This window comes from Streptomyces sp. NPDC020742 (assembly GCF_040641675.1).
Lineage (GTDB): Bacteria > Actinomycetota > Actinomycetes > Streptomycetales > Streptomycetaceae > Streptomyces.
The window spans coordinates 297,665-315,622 of sequence record NZ_JBFAEA010000002.1; the positions used below are offsets into that span (position 1 = coordinate 297,665).

General features: G+C 74.0%; 16 protein-coding genes. 9 read left to right on the forward strand and 7 right to left on the reverse strand.

Annotated elements, in window-relative coordinates; genetic code table 11:
- Positions 1-77: 77 nt before the first annotated feature.
- Positions 78-1,067, reverse strand: coding sequence for an SDR family NAD(P)-dependent oxidoreductase (locus AB0G84_RS05335; RefSeq protein WP_361315793.1), 990 nt, complete (start codon positions 1,065-1,067; stop codon positions 78-80).
- A gap of 95 nt (positions 1,068-1,162) precedes the next feature.
- Positions 1,163-3,343 (reverse strand): potassium-transporting ATPase subunit KdpB, encoded by a 2,181-nt coding sequence (kdpB, locus tag AB0G84_RS05340; protein ID WP_361315795.1) that lies wholly within the window; start codon positions 3,341-3,343, stop codon positions 1,163-1,165.
- Between the two features lie 514 nt (positions 3,344-3,857).
- Between kdpB and AB0G84_RS05345 the strand changes: the two genes are divergently transcribed.
- The 4 genes from AB0G84_RS05345 (at position 3,858) to AB0G84_RS05360 (ending at position 7,368) form a co-directional block, all read left to right on the forward strand.
- A complete protein-coding gene (locus tag AB0G84_RS05345; RefSeq protein WP_361315798.1) occupies positions 3,858-4,202 on the forward strand; it encodes an SHOCT domain-containing protein in 345 nt (114 codons plus the stop codon).
- A gap of 82 nt (positions 4,203-4,284) precedes the next feature.
- The gene (locus AB0G84_RS05350) at positions 4,285-5,571 is read left to right on the forward strand and encodes a GNAT family N-acetyltransferase (protein WP_361315800.1); all 1,287 of its coding nucleotides are present in this window, start codon (positions 4,285-4,287) and stop codon (positions 5,569-5,571) included.
- 219 nt (positions 5,572-5,790) lie between these two features.
- Positions 5,791-6,474, forward strand: a complete 684-nt coding sequence (locus tag AB0G84_RS05355) for a CBS domain-containing protein (protein ID WP_361315803.1) — start codon at positions 5,791-5,793, stop codon at positions 6,472-6,474.
- 171 nt (positions 6,475-6,645) lie between these two features.
- Positions 6,646-7,368, forward strand: a complete 723-nt coding sequence (locus AB0G84_RS05360; protein WP_361315805.1) for a CBS domain-containing protein — start codon at positions 6,646-6,648, stop codon at positions 7,366-7,368.
- A 199-nt stretch (positions 7,369-7,567) separates the two neighbouring features.
- Here AB0G84_RS05360 and AB0G84_RS05365 read toward each other — a convergent pair whose 3' ends face one another.
- Positions 7,568-8,089: an STAS domain-containing protein gene (locus AB0G84_RS05365; RefSeq protein ID WP_361315808.1), complete on the reverse strand. Its 522-nt coding sequence runs from the start codon at positions 8,087-8,089 to the stop codon at positions 7,568-7,570.
- Positions 8,090-8,320: 231 nt separating this feature from the next.
- On the opposite strand from AB0G84_RS05365, the gene AB0G84_RS05370 reads away from it, so the two are divergent.
- Positions 8,321-8,935 (forward strand): CBS domain-containing protein, encoded by a 615-nt coding sequence (locus tag AB0G84_RS05370; protein WP_361315811.1) that lies wholly within the window; start codon positions 8,321-8,323, stop codon positions 8,933-8,935.
- 58 nt (positions 8,936-8,993) lie between these two features.
- Here the strand turns inward: AB0G84_RS05370 and AB0G84_RS05375 are convergent, their stop codons facing one another.
- Positions 8,994-9,569 carry a hypothetical protein gene (locus tag AB0G84_RS05375; RefSeq protein WP_361315813.1) on the reverse strand — a complete coding sequence of 192 codons (576 nt, stop codon included), beginning with the start codon at positions 9,567-9,569 and terminating at the stop codon, positions 8,994-8,996.
- A 156-nt stretch (positions 9,570-9,725) separates the two neighbouring features.
- Between AB0G84_RS05375 and AB0G84_RS05380 the strand changes: the two genes are divergently transcribed.
- Positions 9,726-10,442: a response regulator transcription factor gene (locus AB0G84_RS05380; RefSeq protein ID WP_361315815.1), complete on the forward strand. Its 717-nt coding sequence runs from the start codon at positions 9,726-9,728 to the stop codon at positions 10,440-10,442.
- An 82-nt stretch (positions 10,443-10,524) separates the two neighbouring features.
- Here AB0G84_RS05380 and AB0G84_RS05385 read toward each other — a convergent pair whose 3' ends face one another.
- On the reverse strand, positions 10,525-11,343 hold the full coding sequence (locus tag AB0G84_RS05385; RefSeq protein WP_361315817.1) for a universal stress protein: 819 nt from the start codon (positions 11,341-11,343) through the stop codon (positions 10,525-10,527).
- Between the two features lie 593 nt (positions 11,344-11,936).
- Here AB0G84_RS05385 and AB0G84_RS05390 point away from each other — a divergent pair.
- Together AB0G84_RS05390 and AB0G84_RS05395 are read left to right on the forward strand one after the other, a co-directional pair.
- Positions 11,937-12,926, forward strand: a complete 990-nt coding sequence (locus tag AB0G84_RS05390) for a nitroreductase (RefSeq protein WP_361315820.1) — start codon at positions 11,937-11,939, stop codon at positions 12,924-12,926.
- A 228-nt stretch (positions 12,927-13,154) separates the two neighbouring features.
- Complete coding sequence (locus tag AB0G84_RS05395) at positions 13,155-13,676, forward strand: histidine phosphatase family protein (RefSeq protein ID WP_361315823.1); 522 nt, start codon at positions 13,155-13,157, stop codon at positions 13,674-13,676.
- Between the two features lie 67 nt (positions 13,677-13,743).
- Here the strand turns inward: AB0G84_RS05395 and AB0G84_RS05400 are convergent, their stop codons facing one another.
- Together AB0G84_RS05400 and AB0G84_RS05405 are read right to left on the reverse strand one after the other, a co-directional pair.
- Entirely contained in the window at positions 13,744-14,481 is a 738-nt protein-coding gene (locus AB0G84_RS05400; protein WP_361315825.1) for a class I SAM-dependent methyltransferase, read from the reverse strand.
- Between the two features lie 318 nt (positions 14,482-14,799).
- Positions 14,800-15,876 carry a S1 family peptidase gene (locus AB0G84_RS05405; protein ID WP_361315828.1) on the reverse strand — a complete coding sequence of 359 codons (1,077 nt, stop codon included), beginning with the start codon at positions 15,874-15,876 and terminating at the stop codon, positions 14,800-14,802.
- 295 nt (positions 15,877-16,171) lie between these two features.
- Here AB0G84_RS05405 and AB0G84_RS05410 point away from each other — a divergent pair, with 295 nt between their 5' ends.
- Entirely contained in the window at positions 16,172-17,941 is a 1,770-nt protein-coding gene (locus tag AB0G84_RS05410) for a sulfatase (protein WP_361315830.1), read from the forward strand.
- Positions 17,942-17,958: the final 17 nt, after the last annotated feature.

Below are 17,958 nucleotides of genomic sequence, written 5' to 3' on the forward strand. Positions count from 1 at the left end.
GGGGCGCTGCACCGCCTCCGTGCCGGGGTACCGGGACGGGGATCCCGCCGGCCCCCCGCCGGGGCACCCGGCGCCGGTCAGGGCCGGTCCGTGAACCCGCCGCGCTGGTTCAAGCGGTCCGCCGCCCGTTCGTTCAGCACACCGAGGACCCGGCGGATCCGCCGAGCGGGTGGTTGGTCCTCCGCCTCCACCCGGAAACCCTCCGCCGTCCCACCGCCCCCGTCCCGCGGCAGTACCCGGCCGACCGCGGACACCAGCCGGGCGGTGGCCACCGGGGCCACACCGTGCGCCACGGCACCCAGCCTGCCCGCGGGCGTCAGGACCACCCGGTGCCGGCGCCGCTGTACGGCGGTCACGATCCGCTCGGCCGCCCGCCCGGCGTTCATCGACAGCAGGGGAGCACCGGCCAGCGCCTGGAACCAGGCGTACTCCCGGCGCCGGTCGCCGCCGAAGCGGGCATGCAGATGGGAGCCGGTGCGCAGCAGTCCGGGGTGCACCCCGGTGACCGTGACGCCGTGCGCCGCCTCCTCCGCCTGCAACCCCTCGGCCAGCGCGGCGACCGCCGCCTTGGCGCAGGAGTACGGCAGGAGGTGGGGCACCGCCAGCAGACCGCCCACCGACCCGACGAGCGCCAGCCGGCCGCCGACCGGGCTGCGCCGCAGGTGCGGGAGGGCGGCGAGGGCGGTGTGCAGCGCGCCGTGGAAGAGGGAGTCCATCGCATCGCGGAACCCCTCCGTGCCCAGGGATTCCGCGGGGCCCACCTGGAGGGTGCCGGCGTTGGCGAGGACGATGTCCAGCCGGCCGTTCTGCCGGGCGATCCCGTCCAGCCGGTCCTCGACCTCGGCGCCGTCCCGCACGTCGCACACCACACTGCGCACCGAACCGCAAGCGGAGCGGGCCAGTTTGGTGACGGCCCGGCCCAGCTCGGCCTCGTCCCGCGCCAGCAGCACCACGTGGCAGCCGCGCACCATCAACGCGTGCGCCATGAGCAGGCCCAGCCCGCGCGAACCACCCGTGACCACCGCGGTGAGGCCCCCGATCGGGGGCGCGGCCGGAATCACCCGCATGATGAGCCCTTCCTGTCGCCTGGCACCTCCGACGCTACCCGCAGGGCGCTGGAGCCACAGCCCGAGAAGGGGTGACCGACCGCCCCGAACGTCCCTCAGCCGAGGCCGGGGACCTGGGAGATCACCAGGTCGATCAGCTTGATGCCGAGGAACGGCGCGATCAGCCCGCCGAGACCGTAACGGGCGAGGTTGCGCCGCAACAGGTCATGGGCGGAGGACGGGGTGTAGCGCACCCCGCGCAGCGCCAGCGGGATCAGCACGACGATGATCAGCGCATTGAAGATGAGGGCCGAGGTGATCGCCGAGGTCGGGCTGTGCAGGCCCATCACGTTCAGCGCGGCGAGGCCCGGATAGGCGCCCGTGAACATCGCCGGAATGATCGCGAAGTACTTGGCGACGTCATTGGTGATCGAGAAGGTGGTCAACGCCCCGCGGGTGATGAGGAGTTGTTTGCCGATCTCGACGATGTCGATCAGCTTGGTGGGGTGGGAGTCGAGGTCGACCATATTGCCGGCCTCCTTGGCGGCGGAGGTACCGGTGTTCATCGCCACGCCGACGTCCGCCCGGGCGAGGGCCGGTGCGTCATTCGTCCCGTCACCGGTCATCGCGACCAACTTGCCGCCCTCCTGCTCCTGGATGACCAGGGCGAGCTTGTCCTCGGGCGTGGCCTCGGCGAGGTAGTCGTCCACCCCCGCCTCCCGGGCGATGGCCCGGGCCGTCAGCGGATTGTCACCGGTGATCATCACCGTACGGATGCCCATCCGGCGCAGCTCGGCGAAGCGCTCCCGGATGCCGTCCTTGACCACGTCCTTGAGGTGGACCACGCCGAGCACCCGCGGCCCGTACGCATCGTGCACCGCGACCAGCAGCGGCGTCCCGCCCGACGCGGCGATCGCATCGGCGAACATCCGGGCCTCCGCGGGCACCCGGCCGCCGCGCCCGGCCACCCACGCGACGATCTGCGCGGCGGCGCCCTTGCGGACGGCGCAGCCGCTGCCGTCCGTCCAGCGCAGATCGACACCGCTCATCCGGCTCTGCGCACTGAACGGCACATACTCGGCGTGCCGCAGCTCCCCGTCGGCGGGAGCCCGCAGTCCGTAGGTGTTCTTGGCCAGGACGACGACGGAGCGGCCCTCCGGCGTCTCGTCGGCGAGCGAGGACAGCTGGGCGGCGTCCGCCAGTTGGAGCTCGTCGCACTCCGGGAGCGGTACGAAGGCGACCGCCTCGCGGTTGCCGAGGGTGATGGTCCCGGTCTTGTCCAGCAGCAGGGTGTTGATGTCGCCGGCCGCCTCGACCGCGCGGCCCGACATCGCCAGCACATTGCGCTGCACCAGGCGGTCCATGCCGGCGATCCCGATCGCGGAGAGCAGCGCGCCGATCGTGGTGGGGATGAGGGTGACCAGCAGCGCGACGAGCACCGCGGTCTGCTGGGCCGCACCCGCGTAGGAGGCCATCGGCTGCACGGTGACGACGACGAGGAGGAAGACGACGGTCAGCGCGGCGAGCAGGATGTGCAGCGCGATCTCATTGGGTGTCCGCTGCCGGGTGGCGCCCTCGACCAGGGCGATCATCCGGTCCAGGAACGACTGCCCCGGGCGGGAGGTGATGCGTACCACGATCCGGTCCGAGAGCACGGTGGTGCCGCCGGTGACGCCGGACCGGTCGCCGCCCGACTCCCGGATGACGGGCGCGGACTCCCCGGTGACCGCCGACTCGTCGACCGCGGCCACCCCGTCGACCACCTCACCGTCCGCCGGGATCACCTCGCCGGCCCCCACCAGCACGAAGTCGAACGGCTGCAGTTCGGCCGCGGAGACCTGCTCGGTCTCGGCGCCGCGGAGGTCGAGGCCGACCCGCCAGTTGTCGCGCAGCCGAAGGGCGTTGAGGTCGGTGCGCGCCCTGCGCAGCGAGGCGGCCTGCGCCTTGCCGCGGCCCTCCGCGACGGCCTCCGCGAGCTGGGCGAAGACCACCGTCAGCCAGAGCCAGCCGCTGATCACCCAGGCGAAGACGGACGGGTCGAGCACCGCGGAGAGCGTGGTGAGCACCGCGCCGCAGGCCACCACGAACAGCACCGGGTTGCCGGCCAGGTCCCGCGGGTGCAGCTTGCGCAGCGCCTCCGGAAGGGACGTCAGCAGCACCCGCGGGTCGAAGAGCCCGCCCGGCCTGCGCCGCCGTCGATGGCCGCCGCGTGGGTGAGCGTCCGGGACCGGGAGGTGGACCGTCCGGTCCACCGGGGTCGTCGGTGCGGTGGGGGCGGGGGGCGGGACGGGAGCCATGCGGAGACTTTCTGGGAGTCGGCCTCCTGCGGTGGGCGGGCGGCCGGGCGGCCTTCGGGAAACGGTGGCCGGGGACGGGCGGGCCGGTGCGCGGAGCGCCGCCGCCGCGCGCATCCGTCGGCCGTCCTCGAACCTACGGCGCCAGCGGGCCGCACACGCCCCGTCACCGAGGGAATTTGCGGCTCTCTTACGGGCGGTCCCACGTGGTGTCGGGAGTCAGGAGTGCGGCCCGGCCGGGGAGTTCACAGGCGGCTCGGTGGTTCGGGGCAGCCGGACGGTGCGCAGGCGGCTCGGTGGTGCGGAGCGGGCCGGGCCGGTTCGGGGATGTCCGTACGCGGTGTGTCTGGCGGGGGTCCGTCTGGCGTGAGGTGCGTCCGGCGGGAGCGTAGGGCGCGGGGTACGGCGAGCGCCCGGCCCGGCCGCCGCTCCCGCGCCGGCGCGGGAGAATGGAAGGGAGAGCATCCGCGGACGGACGGGGCGACGCGCCGTCCGGGCCGGGAAGTGGAGCGCGATCATGTTCTGGTACAACCATGGCGCCGGCGGGTGGGGCTGGTTCGCGATGTCGGTCGGCACGGTGCTGTTCTGGGCCCTGATCATCATGGTCGGGGTACTGCTCTTCCGATGGCTGTCCCGTACGGGGACGCGCGGCGACGAGGGGGCGGGCCGGACCGCGGCCCCACCGCATGCCGCTCCGCCGCATGCCGGCCCCACCCCCGAGCAGATCCTCGCCGAGCGGTATGCGCGGGGTGAGATCGAGGACGAGGAGTACCGGCGGCGGCTGGCCACCCTCCGCTCGTCGGCGCAGGGGCCGGGGTCCGGGGCCGGGCCCGGATCGGCACAGGGGCCGGCCCGTCCGTGACGCGCGGTCGCCGCCCCGTCGGTTCCGTCCGCCGGGCCGACGGCCGCGACCTGCGGGAAAATGGTGCGGGGAGGTGGCGCTGATGTCTCCGTGGCGGGTACGCAGCCTGGACGAGGGCGATCTGGACCAGGTGGTGCGCCTCTGGGAGGAGTCACGGGACACCGCCGCGGATCCGGCCGTCAGCCTGGCCGAGGTGGTGAGCGCGCTCAAGGCGCGGTCGCCCGCGGTCGTGGCCGTGGTCGGCGACCAGATCGTCGGTGCCGCGGTGTCCTCGACGCTGCAGGAGCGGGCCTGGGTGCTGCGCCTGGCCATCGCCCGCCAGTGGCGCCGGCACGGCATCGGGTCGGCGCTGCTGGCCGCGTTGGAGGAGCGCCTGGCCCAGGCGGGGGTGCGCCGTATCGGGGCGCTGCTTCCGGAGGGCGAGGTCGGGGAGCAGGCCTTCAAGAACTCCGGGTACACCGGCCGCCCCGACCTGAGCTACTTCGAGAAGCTGCTGACCGGGGACTCCGCCGAGGCCACCCTGCTCGAACAGCTCGGCGGTGTGGTGCCCGAGGCCGGGCTGTGGGACGGCATCGCGGGGATGGCCGCGGAGAAGACGCTGATCGAGCGCCGGCTGGTGCTGCCGCTGGAGCATCCGCAGGTCGCGGAGCGCTATCAGCTGGTGCCGCCGCGTGCCGTGGTGCTCTTCGGGCCGCCGGGCACCGGCAAGACCACCTTCGCCCGGGCCGTCGCCTCCCGGCTGCGCTGGCCGTTCCTGGAGGTGTTCCCCTACCAGCTCGCCGATGACGCACACGGGGTCGCGGCGGGGTTGCGCCGGCTGTTCGCCCGGGTCGAGCACCTGGACGAGGTCGTGCTGTTCTTCGACGAGGCCGAGGAGATCGCCTCCGAGCGGCAGGACCCGACCACCCTCGCGCACCGGGTGACCAATGAACTCCTCAAGCTCATCCCGCAGTTCCGGCACGGCGAGCACCGGCTGCTGATCTGTGCGACCAACGCGGTGCGCTCACTGGACCCGGCCTTCCTACGGCCCGGACGGTTCGACTACCTGATCCCGGTCGGCCCGCCGGACGCCGAGGCCCGCACGGCTATCTGGACCCGGTACATCGGCCCGGACCGGGTCGCCGAGGTCGACCTGCCGGCACTGGTCGAGGCCAGCGACCGCTTCACCCCGGCGGACATCGAGTACGCGGCCCGTACGGCGGCCCAGCGCGCCTTCGAGCGGCACCTGTCCGACGGCCCGGACGGGGCCACCGACCGTGCCCGGCTTACCGGCGACTACCTGCAGGCCATCGCCGGCACCCGCACCACGCTCAGCGAGGCCGACATCCGGGCCTTCGACCACGACCTGCGGGCGGCCGCCCGGGTGTGACGGCGGGCGCACCGCCGGCCGTCGCCCGCCGGGTGCCGTCCTCCCCGTGCGGCCACCGCCCGCTCCGGCAGGGCCGAACCGCCGCTCCCCGCCCGGCCGGCCGGCGGTGGAACGGGGCCGGACGGCCCCTGCCCGACCGGACCCGCGCGCCCCACGCTGGAGGTGTCACCACGGCCCTGCGACGCCGGCCCGTGTACTCCGGGCACCGAGGAGGCACCCATGCTGAACGCTCCGCATCTCGTCAGGGACGTGATGACGCAGACCGTGGCCGCGGTCGGCCGGGAGGCGCGGTTCAAGGAGATCGTGGAGACCATGGAGCGCTGGCAGGTCAGCGCGCTGCCCGTACTGGCGGGGGAGGGGCGGGTGGTCGGGGTGGTCTCCGAGGCCGATCTGCTGCCGAAGGAGGAGTTCCGGGAGTCCGACCCGGACCGCCTGGAGCAGCTGCGCCGGGTCGACGACGTCCGCCGGGCAGAGGCCGTCACCGCGGGGGAGCTGATGAGCAGCCCCGCCCACACGGTGCGGGCCGATGCCACGCTGTCCCAGGCCGCCCGCACGATGGCCCGTGAGTCCGTCAAGCGGCTGCCGGTGGTGGACCCGCACGGGATGCTGCGGGGCATCGTCAGCCGCGCCGATCTGCTGAAGGTCTTCCTGCGGTCGGACGAGGACCTGGCAGCGGAAGTCCGCCGGGACCTCGGCGAGTTCTTCGCCGCACCGGTCAAGGACCTCGACGTCAGGGTCGTGGACGGAGTCGTCACGCTCAGCGGGCGGATGCGGGACACCTCGCTGATCCCGGTGATCGCACGGCTGATGCGGGCCGTCGAGGGGGTGGTGGACGTGGAGTTCGATGTCACCGGTCCGGCCTCCGTACGGCCCGGTCCGCCCCTGGCCGGCCATCCGCTCTGAGGGTGCGGGCCGAGGGCCCGGCGGAGGGCACGGCCCCGGCCAGCCGCTCTGGTCACCGGCCACCCGCCCTGCGCTCCGGTCGTTCGCCCTGTGCCCCGGTCGTTCGCCCTGTGCCCCGGGGCCACCCGCTCCGAGGACTCGCATCCGCTCCCGTACTGCCGAGGAGGCGTCATGAAGCACACTCCGTACACCGTCAGCGAGGTGATGACGCAGACCGTGGTCGCGATCGGCCAGGACGCCGGCTTCAAGGACATCGTGGAGACCATGGAGCAGTGGAAGGTGAGCGCGCTGCCCGTACTGGCGGGGGAGGGGCGGGTGATCGGGGTGGTGTCCGAGGCCGATCTGCTGCTCAAGGAGGAGTTCCGGGAGACCGATCCCGACCGCCGGGAGCAGCTGCAGCGGTCGGACGCGGTCCGCAGGGCCGGCGCGCTCACGGCCGGGGAGCTGATGAGCACACCCGCCCTGACCGTGCACGCCGGTGACACCCTCGCCCAGGCGGCGCGGACGATGGCGCGCCAGTCCGTCAAGCGGCTCCCCGTGGTCGACGGGCAGGGGCTGTTGCAGGGCATCGTCAGCCGGTCCGACCTGCTGAAGGTGTTCCTGCGCCCGGACGAGGAGTTGGCGGAGGAGGTCCGCACGGAGGTCGTCGGCCGCCTCTTCCCGGAGCCCGTGGATGAGGCGGAAGCGGTGACCGTCAGCGTCACCGACGGGGTGGTGACCCTCGGCGGCCCGCTCCGTGACGCGGAGATGAGGGCGGTGGCGGCCCGGCTGGTGCGGGCGGTCGAGGGCGTCGTGGCGGTGACGTTCGACGCCGACGGGCCGGTGCCGGGCCGGACGGCGACTGAACCGACGCAGCCCGGCACGGTGACGGTGCCTGAGACGACCCGGCGGTGACGATACGGACGCGGTGGCGCGGACGCGACGGCGCCGACGCGGCGACGTGAGGGTGCGGACGTGGCCGTGAGGGTGCGGACGCGGCGGTGCAGGGAACGTCATAGGCTCCCGGGGCGCAACACGTCCTCCGGTGGAGGGAGTTCAGGACACAGTGGGCGTGCCACCTGAGCGTCCTGCACACCGTCCGGCTGCGCGCCCCTCACCGTCCGGCGAGGCGCCGGGAACCACCCGGTCGAGCCGCGTTCGGTCGGGTGCCGTCCCGTCGGGAACCTGCCGGACGGGGCGCCGCCGTCCCGGGTTCCGCCGGAGGGGACGCCACGGTCCTGGGTTCCGCCTGGCGGGTGCCCTCCGGCGGGGCGTCGAGCACCTCGAAGTACTCGCCCAGGCCCAGGGTGCGCAGGATCCAGCCGAAGTGCGGCTCGGTGATCACCAGCGTCAGCCGTCCACCGCGCTCGCGGACCCGGCGTCGGGCCCGGCACAGCACACCGACACCCGCGCAGTCGAGGAAGCGCACCCGCGACAGATCGAGCACCAGGTCCGCACCACTGCCCGCGGTCAGCGCGTCGAGACGGGCGTTGGCCGAGGCGGCGCCCGGCCAGTCGAGATCTCCGTGGAGCCCTACCACGGTGGGCGTGCCCCTGCGGCGCCCTCGGAGGCCGTTCATCGGATCCGTCAGCATGGTCCCTGCCTGTCTGAGCGTGCGGCGGTGTGCCCCCGCCATCCATCACACCCGTCCGGTGCGCCTGGCACGAGTGCCACAGGGGCCGCGGTGACCGGGACCTTCGGCCCCCGGACGACACCGGAAGGCCCTGGTGAGGAGGGTGGGGGAGCACGGATCGTGGAGTGCGGTCCGCGCGAAGGGCGCCGCCCGTACCCGCTCCCGGGGCGGCCCCGGGAGCGGGTACGGGCGGAGAGAGGGTCCGCTATGAAGCGCCGACGGGTCGGAAGTCTGATGACCGGTGATGTGGTCCGTGCGCGCAGCGGAACACCGGCCGGCCAACTGGCCCGCTGGCTGGTGGAGTACGACATCAGCGGACTGCCGGTGGTGGACGCCGACGACAAGGTGATCGGGATCGTCTCGGCCACCGATCTGGCGCGCGCCGGAGGGGGGACGGCCGGCGGGCCGGCCGCCGGCGCGGCGCTCACCGCCGGCGCGGTGATGTCAGCCCCGGCCCGTACCGTCCGCGCCGATGACTCCGTCGTCCGGGCGGCCCGCCTGATGGGCGCCAGCGGGATCGAGCGGCTGCCGGTCGTCGACGAGGAGGCTCGGCTGATCGGCATGCTCACCCGGCGCGATGTGCTGCGGATCTTCGCCCGCTCGGACGCCGACATCCACGACGAGGTGGCCGACGACATCGTGGTGCGGGCCCTGTGGCTGAGCCCGGACAGCGTGGAGGTCTCGGTCTGCGACGGTGTGGTGACCCTCGGCGGTTCCCTGGAGAGCAGCGGCCAAGTGGCCATCGCGGTACGGATGACGCGGCAGGTCTACGGGGTCACGGCGGTGGTCAACCGCCTCACCTACCGGCGCGAGGCGCCCTACCCGCAGCAGCCGGCACAGCCCGTGTGAGCACCACGAGGATCACGTTGTGAGCACCATGAGGATCACGTTGTGAGCACCACGAGGATCACGTCTGGGGGTGCCGCCACTCCTCGTCCGCCTCCGCCCACTCCTTCTCCCACTGTGCGGAGCGCCGGCGGTTCAGCAGCGCGACGCCGGCCCGCTCGGCGCCGAACAGCAGCAGGCCGGTGGTGGACGCGGCGACCGTGCCGACGGCGATGCTCTGGGCGAGGGAGTCCCCGGGCGTGAGCGGATCGCGTACCAGGGAGCCGTGCCGGTCGAGCCAGGCGGTGGTGCGGTCGCCGGAGCGCAGCCCGGGCGGCACGGCCGTCTCCCCGGTCCGTACCGCGCCGTTGCCGGCCGTCCACTTCACCGTCCCGTGGACCCGGCCCGCCGTGCCATTGGTGGAGTCCACCCCGATCCGGGCGGGCGGATCTTCCGTCAGCACCGCCGAGACGCTGTGCCAGCCGTCGCTCTGCCGCTGGGAGGAGGCGTCCACCGCTTGGGCGGCCGTGACACCGGCGGTCGGGGCCAGCACGGCGATCAGCACGCCGGTGGCCAGGACCATCCAGGACTCCGCGACGTCCGAGCCGCGCCGGAGCGGGCTGCGCCGCCATGGCGGGCGCATCTTCCCCAGAGGCATCACGCACCCCTTTCGCCTGTTCTTCGACGGTGGCACGCCCGGCGGGCCGACGTGAGGGGCCGAACGGCCCCGGCTGCGTGGCCCGCCCTGGCACGCGCCTGCGATCGGCGTCACGATGGGGACAGCGGCGGACGTCGTACCCAGTCGGAGGGCGTCATGAGTGACGCACCAGCCCCACCGGAGTTCTCGCCCCAGCGGCCGATCCGGGTGTTCCTCCTGGACGACCATGAGGTGGTCCGCCGCGGGGTCCAGGACCTGCTCGACGCCGAATCCGACATCGAGGTGGTCGGTGACGCCGGGACGGCGGACCATGCGCTGGCCCGTTGCCCCGCGCTCCGGCCGGACGTGGCGGTGCTGGACGTCCGGCTGCCGGACGGCGACGGGGTGTCGGTCTGCCGGGAGCTGCGCTCCCGCATGCCGGGGCTGGCCTGCCTGATGCTCACCTCGTTCGACGACGACGATGCGCTGCTCGACGCGATCATGGCGGGCGCGGCCGGCTATGTGCTGAAGGAGATCAAGGGCGCGGATCTGGTGGCCGCCGTGCGGACGGTCGCCTCCGGGCGTTCGATGCTGGATCCGGCGACCACGACGCGGCTGATGAGCACCCTGCGCGGGGAGGAGCCGTCGGCCGAGCCGGAGCCGGCCGCGCTGTCGAGCCTCTCCCCTCGGGAACGGGAGATCCTCGGCCTGATCGGCGAAGGGCTGACGAACCGTCAGATCGGCCAGCGGCTCTACCTGTCCGAGAAGACCATCAAGAACCACATCTCCCGTCTGCTGGCCAAACTCGGTGTGGAGCGGCGGATCCAGGCTGCCGTGCTCGCCACCCAGGCCACCCCGTCGCCCACCCCTCAGGCGCGCCCGCACCGCGCGTGAGACTGGAGGCGCGCCCGCACCGCGCGTGAGGCTCCCGTGAGACCCGGAGCGCGCTCGGCCGGGGCTCCGGCCGGCCGGCGGTTCAGCGGCGTGGGACGACCGCCACCGGGCAGCGGGCGTGGTGCAGTACGGCGAGCACGACGGGCCCCAGCAGCATCGGCGAGCGCTGGACGCGGCGCCCGATGACCAGCAGACCGGACGGTGTGCAGGCCGCCAGCAGCACCGGCTCCACCCGGCCGCACCGCAGCTCCTCGGCCACGTCGACGGCGGGGAACTTCGCCCGCCAGGGCCCCAGGACGTCGGCGAGCGTCGGCCGCTCCTCGGGCGGGAGGCCGGCCGCCTCGGGGGCCGTCGCGTGGACGGCCCGCAGTCGGGCGCCGTGGGCGTCGGCGGCGGTGAACGCGAAGTCCAGCACCGGCTCGTCGTCCTGCCCGGCACCCTGGACGCCGACCACGATCTCCGGCAGCGCTCCGGCGGCCGTTCCCTCCTCCTCGCGGACCGTGACCACCGGGCACTCCGCGCGCCCGAGGACGTGCAGGCTGACCGAGCCGAGCAGGAAGCCGGCGATGGCACCGTGCCCACGCGATCCGAGCACCGTCAGGGTGGCCCGCCGGCCGCGGTCGACCAGCGCGTCCACGGCCTGCGTCGACACCTGCTCGCCGGTCACCGCGATCCCGGGGTGCCAGCCGTGCGCCGCGTCCTCGGCGGCGGCCAGCACCTCGGCGCCGTAACGCTGCTGTACGGCGGCATCGCGGGAGAGCGGTACGGTCCCCGGCGGGGAGGCCCAGGAGTGCAGGAAGTGCAGCGGCAGCCCCCGGGCCGCGGCCTCCTCGGCACCCCAGCGCACCGCCGGCGCGCAGCTCACGGTGCCGTCCAGCCCTACGAGAACAGAGCCACCCATGACGTACCTCCGCGGAGCCGCGCTCCCGATGCCACCCCTCGACACCAGCATCCCCTCGGCACACCCTCGGGTCATGGGCCGAGCGGACCCCATCGGGGGCGGCCCGCAGCCACCGGGCCGGGACACCCGAAGCCGGGAACGGCCCATCCGGTCCGTGCCGCGGTCCGTGCTCCGGCCCTGACCTGGGCGTTTGCGCCCGGCCCGCGGTCGGTCGCCGTCCGTGCCCCGCCCCGGTCTGTGCGCCGTCCGTGCCCGCCCCGGTCTGTGCGCCGTCCGTGCCCCGCCTCCGCCCGATCGTCGTCCGCACCTCGCCCCTGCCGGTACGCCGGCCACGCCCGGCCTCCGCCCGTTCGCCGTCCGCACCTCGCCCCTGCCGGTACGCCGGTCACGCCCGGCCTCCGCCCCATCGCCGTCCGCGCCCCGCCACCGCCCCTGCGCCGGACCGCGGTCCCCGCCGGCCGGGGGTGAGCCGGGACCCGCGGAGGGGCCGGTCAGGCCTCCCGCCGGGGACCTATGGCCCTGACCCGGCAGACACCCGCGCACCATGCTGGGAGCAGCACCGATCCGCCATGCGTCCCCACGGGAGGCCCCCGGTGTTCACCCAGGTCCTCGACGACACCCTGGTGAAGACCCTCGTCACCGAGGCCGCCACCGCGCCGTCGATGCACAACGCCCAGCCGTGGCGCTTCGGCTACGTCCGCCACAGCCGCACCTTCACGCTCTCCGCCGACCTGGAGCGCACGATGCCGCACGCCGACCCCACCACCCGCGCGCTGCACCTGGGCTGCGGCGCCGCGCTGCTCAATCTGCGGGTGGCGGCGGGGTACGTCGGCCACCGGACCTCCACGGCCCTGCTCCCCGACCCGCTCGCCCCGGCGCTGCTGGCGACCGTGCGGCTGGACGCGCCGCACGCCCCTGCGGACGAGCCCCTGGCCGGTCTGCACCCCGCGGTCCGCGCCCGCCACACCAGCAGGTTCCCCTTCTCGGAACGCCCGGTACCGCAGCAGCTGCGGGCGGCGTTCACCGAGGCCGCCGCCCGGGAGGGGGCGGAGCTGGCCTTCCTGGGCGCCGCGCACCGCGAGACCGTGCTCGACCTGATCGTGCACGCCGAGGGGTACAACCGCATGGACGAGGAGCGGGACGTCGAACAGCGCCGCTGGACCCACGCCCGCTCCGCACCGGAGCCCGCCGACGGAGTCCCCGACGACGCCTTCGGGCCCGTCAAGCGCGGCGGCGCCGCCCCCACCCGCGACTTCGCCGGCCGGGAGGCCGTGCCGGAGCGCGCCTACGCCGACTTCGAACGGCACCCCCAGCTGGCCTCGCTCAGCACCGCCGGCGACGGCCCGGTCGACTGGCTGCGGGCCGGCCAGGCGCTGGAACGCGTCCTGCTCTGTGCCACGTTGGAGGGCGTCGCCGCCTCCTTCGCCACCCAGCCCCTCGAATGGCCCGACCTGCGCTGGATCCTGCGCGACCCGGTCTCCGGAACCGGTCACGTCCAGATGATCCTGCGCCTGGGCTACGGCCCGCAGGGGCCCCACACCCCGCGCCGCCCGGTGGACGAGATCCTGACCATCACGCCCTGACCCGCACGCCCTGTCCGGACCTGGTCTTGGACCCGGACCGGACTCGGACCTGGCCCCGGACCCGGACCCGGCCCGGGCCCCAGGCGCCGGCCCCGGGTGGAGCCCCGCCCGGGACACCGGAGGCCCAATGGAGGTAACTGCCGCACTGCGCTTTCGCACACCGCTCCTCGAGTGTGAAGCTTGCGGACGGACGTCGTACTCCCGCCGTCGACGCCAAGTGGAGGCCCCGTGACAGATGTGCGCCGGCTCGTCGTGCTGCGACATGCGAAATCCGCCCGGCCGCCCGGCATGGCCGACCACGAGCGGCCGCTCGCCGCGCGCGGCGAGCGCGATGCCCCGGCCGCGGGCCGCTGGCTGCGGACCGCCGACTGCATCCCGGACCTGGTGATCTGCTCCACCGCCACCCGGGCACGGCAGACCTGGGAACTCGCCGCCGCCCAGCTTCCGGCGCCGCCCCCGGTCCGCCACGAACCCCGGCTCTACGCGGCGGACGCCACCGACCTGCTCGCCGTTGTCCGGGAAACCCCGGACACGGTGCGCACCGTGCTGCTGGTCGGACACAGTCCCTCGGTGCAGGAGCTGGTGCTGCTGCTCGCCCAGGAGGCGCTGAGCGATGCCCTGGAGCGCGCCCGGGAGAAGTTCCCGACCTGCGCGCTGGCCGTGCTCGCCCAGCACGATCCCTGGCCCGGCGCCGCCCCGCGCGGTGCCCTGCTCACCGACCTGGCCGTGGCGCGCGGGCCGGTCGGCTGACGGCCGCGGGGCCCGGACGGAGGTCCGCGGCCGGGCGGTCCACGGCCGGTTGCTCACGGCCGGTGGCTCACGGGCCGGCGGGACGGCGCCACAGGCCCGTCCACAGGAAGGACTCGCCGAAGCGGGGTGACTCCGGCGGTTCGTCCTGCATCCGGCGCAGCTCCACCTCCGTCAGGTCGGCGAAGATCCCGCGCAGGGACTGTGCGGTGTAGGCGAGGCCGCCGTGCAGCCGGGCCGACCGGTAGAACTCGTGGTCGTCGAGTTCGGAGCCCATCGCCCCGTCCGCGAAGCAGGTCAGGGCGAGGTGTCCGCCGGGGGCCAATGCCCGGTCCAGCAGGGCGAGATAGCTGATGCGGCGGTGCGGCGGCAGGTGGTGGAAGCAGCCGGAGTCGTAGATCAGGTCGTAGGGCCCGGCGAGTGCACAGTCCGCGGCGGCGAAGGCGTCGCCACAGACGAACCGGACGTCGGCCCCCGACCCTCGGGCACGGTCCTTCGCCCAGTCGATGGCGGTGGGGGAGAGGTCGATCGCCTCCACCTCGAAGCCCGCGGCGGCCAGGTGCAGCGCATTGCGCCCCGGGCCGCAGCCCAGGTCGAGCGCGCGCCCCGAGGTGACCAGTCCGCGTTCGAGGTACGAGACCAGGCTCTCGTCGGGCTTCGCCACGAAGAACGGCACCGGCTTGCCGCGGTCCGCGTAGAAGCCGTCCCACCAGGAGGCGCCGGCCCCCGTCCAGCGGTCGGCCCCCGGCGCGAACAGCCCGTCCAGGAGCCTGAGTACGTCGTCCACGGTGCGGATGTTCCGCTCCATCCGGTCCCCCTTCCCTGTCCCGCGAGAGTAGGCCCGGAAATGCAAAATGCCGAGCTCGTAAGGGAGTTGGCGGACCGTTGAGCGCCGCTTTGTGCGGCCGGCGGCAGGGGCGGGCCCGGGTCCCTCCAAGCCCCCGCGCCCCACCGCCCACACCCCTCTCGACGGCCCGTAAGGGGCCTTCCTGCGCCGCTCCGGCCCGGGTTTCTGCACCGATTCCGACGGCTCGGCCCCCGGCCACCGATTCCGACGGCTCGGCGCCCGGCCACCGATTCCGACGGCCGGGCGCCCCGTAGCGGCCGTCACCGCTTCGCCGCGGGGTCAGCCCAGTTGGGAGCCGGTCTTCTCCAGGGCCTCGCGGACCGGCTGGTAGAAGGACTCGCCGCCCGTGGTGCAGTCGCCCCGGCCGCCGGAGGTCAGGCCGAGCGCGGCGGAGCCGTCGAAGAGCGCCCCGCCGCTGTCCCCGGGCTCCGCGCAGATGCCGGTCTGGATCAGGCCGTCGACCCGCCCCTGCTGGTAGTTGGCCGTCACCTCGACGGCCAGCACATCGCCGTCGCGGACGTGGGTGGTGCTGCCGCTGCGCCGCACCCGCTGGCCCACGATCGCCTCCGCCGCGCCGGTGATGGGCTGACTGCCGCCGTCGAAGAGGTCCACTGCGCCGGGGTGCGCCACCTCGTCGTCGGTGTACCGCGCCAGCCCGAAGTCGTCACCGGGGAAGCTGCCGCCCTCCGACACGGCGATCTCGGGGCCGCCCTGCGCCGCCGACCAGCTCCCCATCGCACCGGTGCAGTGGCCCGCCGTCAGGAAGTAGGGCCGGCCGCCCTTGGTGACGTTGAAGCCCAGCGAGCAGCGTGCGCTGCTGCCCCAGATGGCATCGCCGCCGGCGATCAGCGGGGCGAGCCTGCCCGGCGACTGTCTGAGCGTGGCCCGGTCACCGAGCGAGGAGGTGACCGACCGGAGCCGCTCCAGGTCCTTGCCCCGTACGGTCCGGTCGGCGGTGATGACGACCTTGTTGGCTCGCGGATCCATCGCCCAGGACGTGCCGGGGATCGAGGCCCGCTGCCGCAGCGTCGTACGGGCGGCGTCCAGCGATGCCAGCGAGTGCTTGACGCGCCGCACCTCGGCCCCGGCGCCGCGCGCCTTGGCCGCGGCGGTCTCACTGGTCACATTGACGATCAGCTTGTGGTTCTTGGCGTCGTAGTAGGAGCCGGCGCCGTCCGCGCCGAGGCTGGAGCCGATCTGCCGGGCGCGCTGCGCGGCGGTGGCGGCCGACGGAGGGTCAGGAGCCGGGCGGGGGGCGGCGCCCGCACTCTGGAGGGCGAGGGCGGACAGGACCAGGGCCGCCGCACCGGCACCGGCGAGGAGGGGGCGAGGCGTGCCTGTGCTCGTGTGCTTCAACTCGAAAACCTCGGGTGGGTCGGGCCGCCAGCGGGCTCGGGCCTGTCGGAGGCGAGGGCGTTTCCCCAGCTCACCGGCGTCGCGGCAGCGTCACATCGGTCGATCGGGGTGCCCTATTCCTTTCCTGCCGGTGCGCCGCCCTACACCCGCCCGGCCACAGCGCGGCAGGAATCACCTGTACGGCCGGTGCCCGTTGAACGGATGCCGCTTACGCCACGTACAGATAACGGCGGCACCTGCCTCACCGGCCCCGCCCGCCACATCACCACCGGGTTTCGCACGGAAGGACCTTCGGGTGCTGCTCTTCACGCGCTCTCGCCAGTTGCCGGACACCGACCGGGACACCACCGAGGAGCATCCGGACCCGGACACCCCCGTACCGGGCGCGGAGGAGGCCGGCGATCCGGCCCGCGGCCTGCGCGCCCGGTACCCGGCGGCGGCACGGGCCCTGGCGCACACCACCACGGTGCTGGCGGCACTGCTGGTCCTGGCCGCGCTGCTGCTGCCCGACCAGCTCACCCAGCTCACTCCCGGCGCGTTCGTCCGGATACCGGTGGAGGGGATCTTCGGCGCCGCGGTCCTGCTGCTCCTGCCGCCCCGGCCGCGCCGGATCGCGGCCGTGCTCGCGGGGGCCGGCCTCGGCCTGCTGACCCTCCTGAACTGCCTGGACATGGGCTTCTACACGGTGCTCGACCGGCCCTTCGACCCGGTGCTCGACTGGAGCCTGTTCGGTGACGGGGTGTCGTTCCTCCAGGACTCGGCGGGTCGGGCGGGAGCGATGGCCACCGTGATCGGGGTGGTGCTCCTGGTCCTGTTGGTGATGGTGTCGATGACGCTGTCCGTCGTCCGGCTGAGTCGCCTGATGGGCCGGCACAGCGCGGTGGCCACCCGCGGCACCCTCGTCCTGGGGACGGTCTGGGCGCTCTGCACCGCGTTGGGGGCGCAACTCGCCGGCGTACCGGTCTCGGCCAGCAGCGCGGCCGGGCTGGCGGAGGCCCGGGTGGACCGGGTGCGGGCCAGCTTCCGGGACGAGCAGGTCTTCGCCAAGGAGGCGGCCCACGACTCCTTCCGCGGCACCCCGTCCGACCGGCTGCTGACCGCGCTGCGCGGCAAGGACGTCATCTTCACCTTCATCGAGAGCTACGGTCGCAGCGCGATCGAGGACCCGCGGATGTCCGCCCCGGTCCGATCGGCCCTCGCGGACGGGAACCGCAAGTTGGACAAGGCCGGGTTCCACGCGGAGAGCGCCTGGCTGACCTCGTCGACGGCCGGCGGCGGCAGCTGGTTGGCGCACTCCACCTTCATGTCCGGGCTGTGGATCACCAACCAGCAGCGCTACCGCACCGTCACCTCCAGCGACCGGATGAGCCTGACCGGTGCCTTCCGGAAGACCCACGCCTGGCGCACCGTCGGCATCATGCCCGGCGTCAGCCGCTCCTGGCCGGAGGCCTCGTTCTACGGCCTGGACACTGTGTACGACTCCCGGAACCTCGGCTACCACGGCCCGATGTTCAGCTGGTCGCGGATGCCCGACCAGTACAGCCTGGCGTCGTTCGAGCGGCTCCAGCACGGCAAGCCGGGCAAGAAGCCGCTGCTGTCGGAGATCATCCTGACCTCCAGCCACAACCCCTGGGCCCCGCTGCCCAAGATGATCGGCTGGGACCAGGTGGGCGACGGTTCGGTCTACGACGCCATCCAGAAGGCGGGCAAGAAGCCGGCGGACGTGTGGAAGGACCCGGCCCAGGTGCGTACCGAATACGGGCACGCCATCCAGTACTCGCTGAACAGCCTGACCTCCTACCTCGCCAAGTACGGCAAGAAGAACACGGTGTTGGTCTTCCTCGGTGACCACCAGCCGGTGACCACCGTGACCGGCGAGAACGCCAGTCACGACGTACCGGTCGCGATCGTCGCCCGCGACCAGGCGGTGCTGGACCGGATCAAGGGCTGGGGTTGGCACGAGGGCCTGCAGCCCGGACCCACGTCCCCGGTGTGGCGGATGGACACCTTCCGCAACCGCTTTCTGACGTCCTACAGCCCCCGGTCCGGATCCGCCCACAAGTGAGCCGGTTCCCCCGGCAC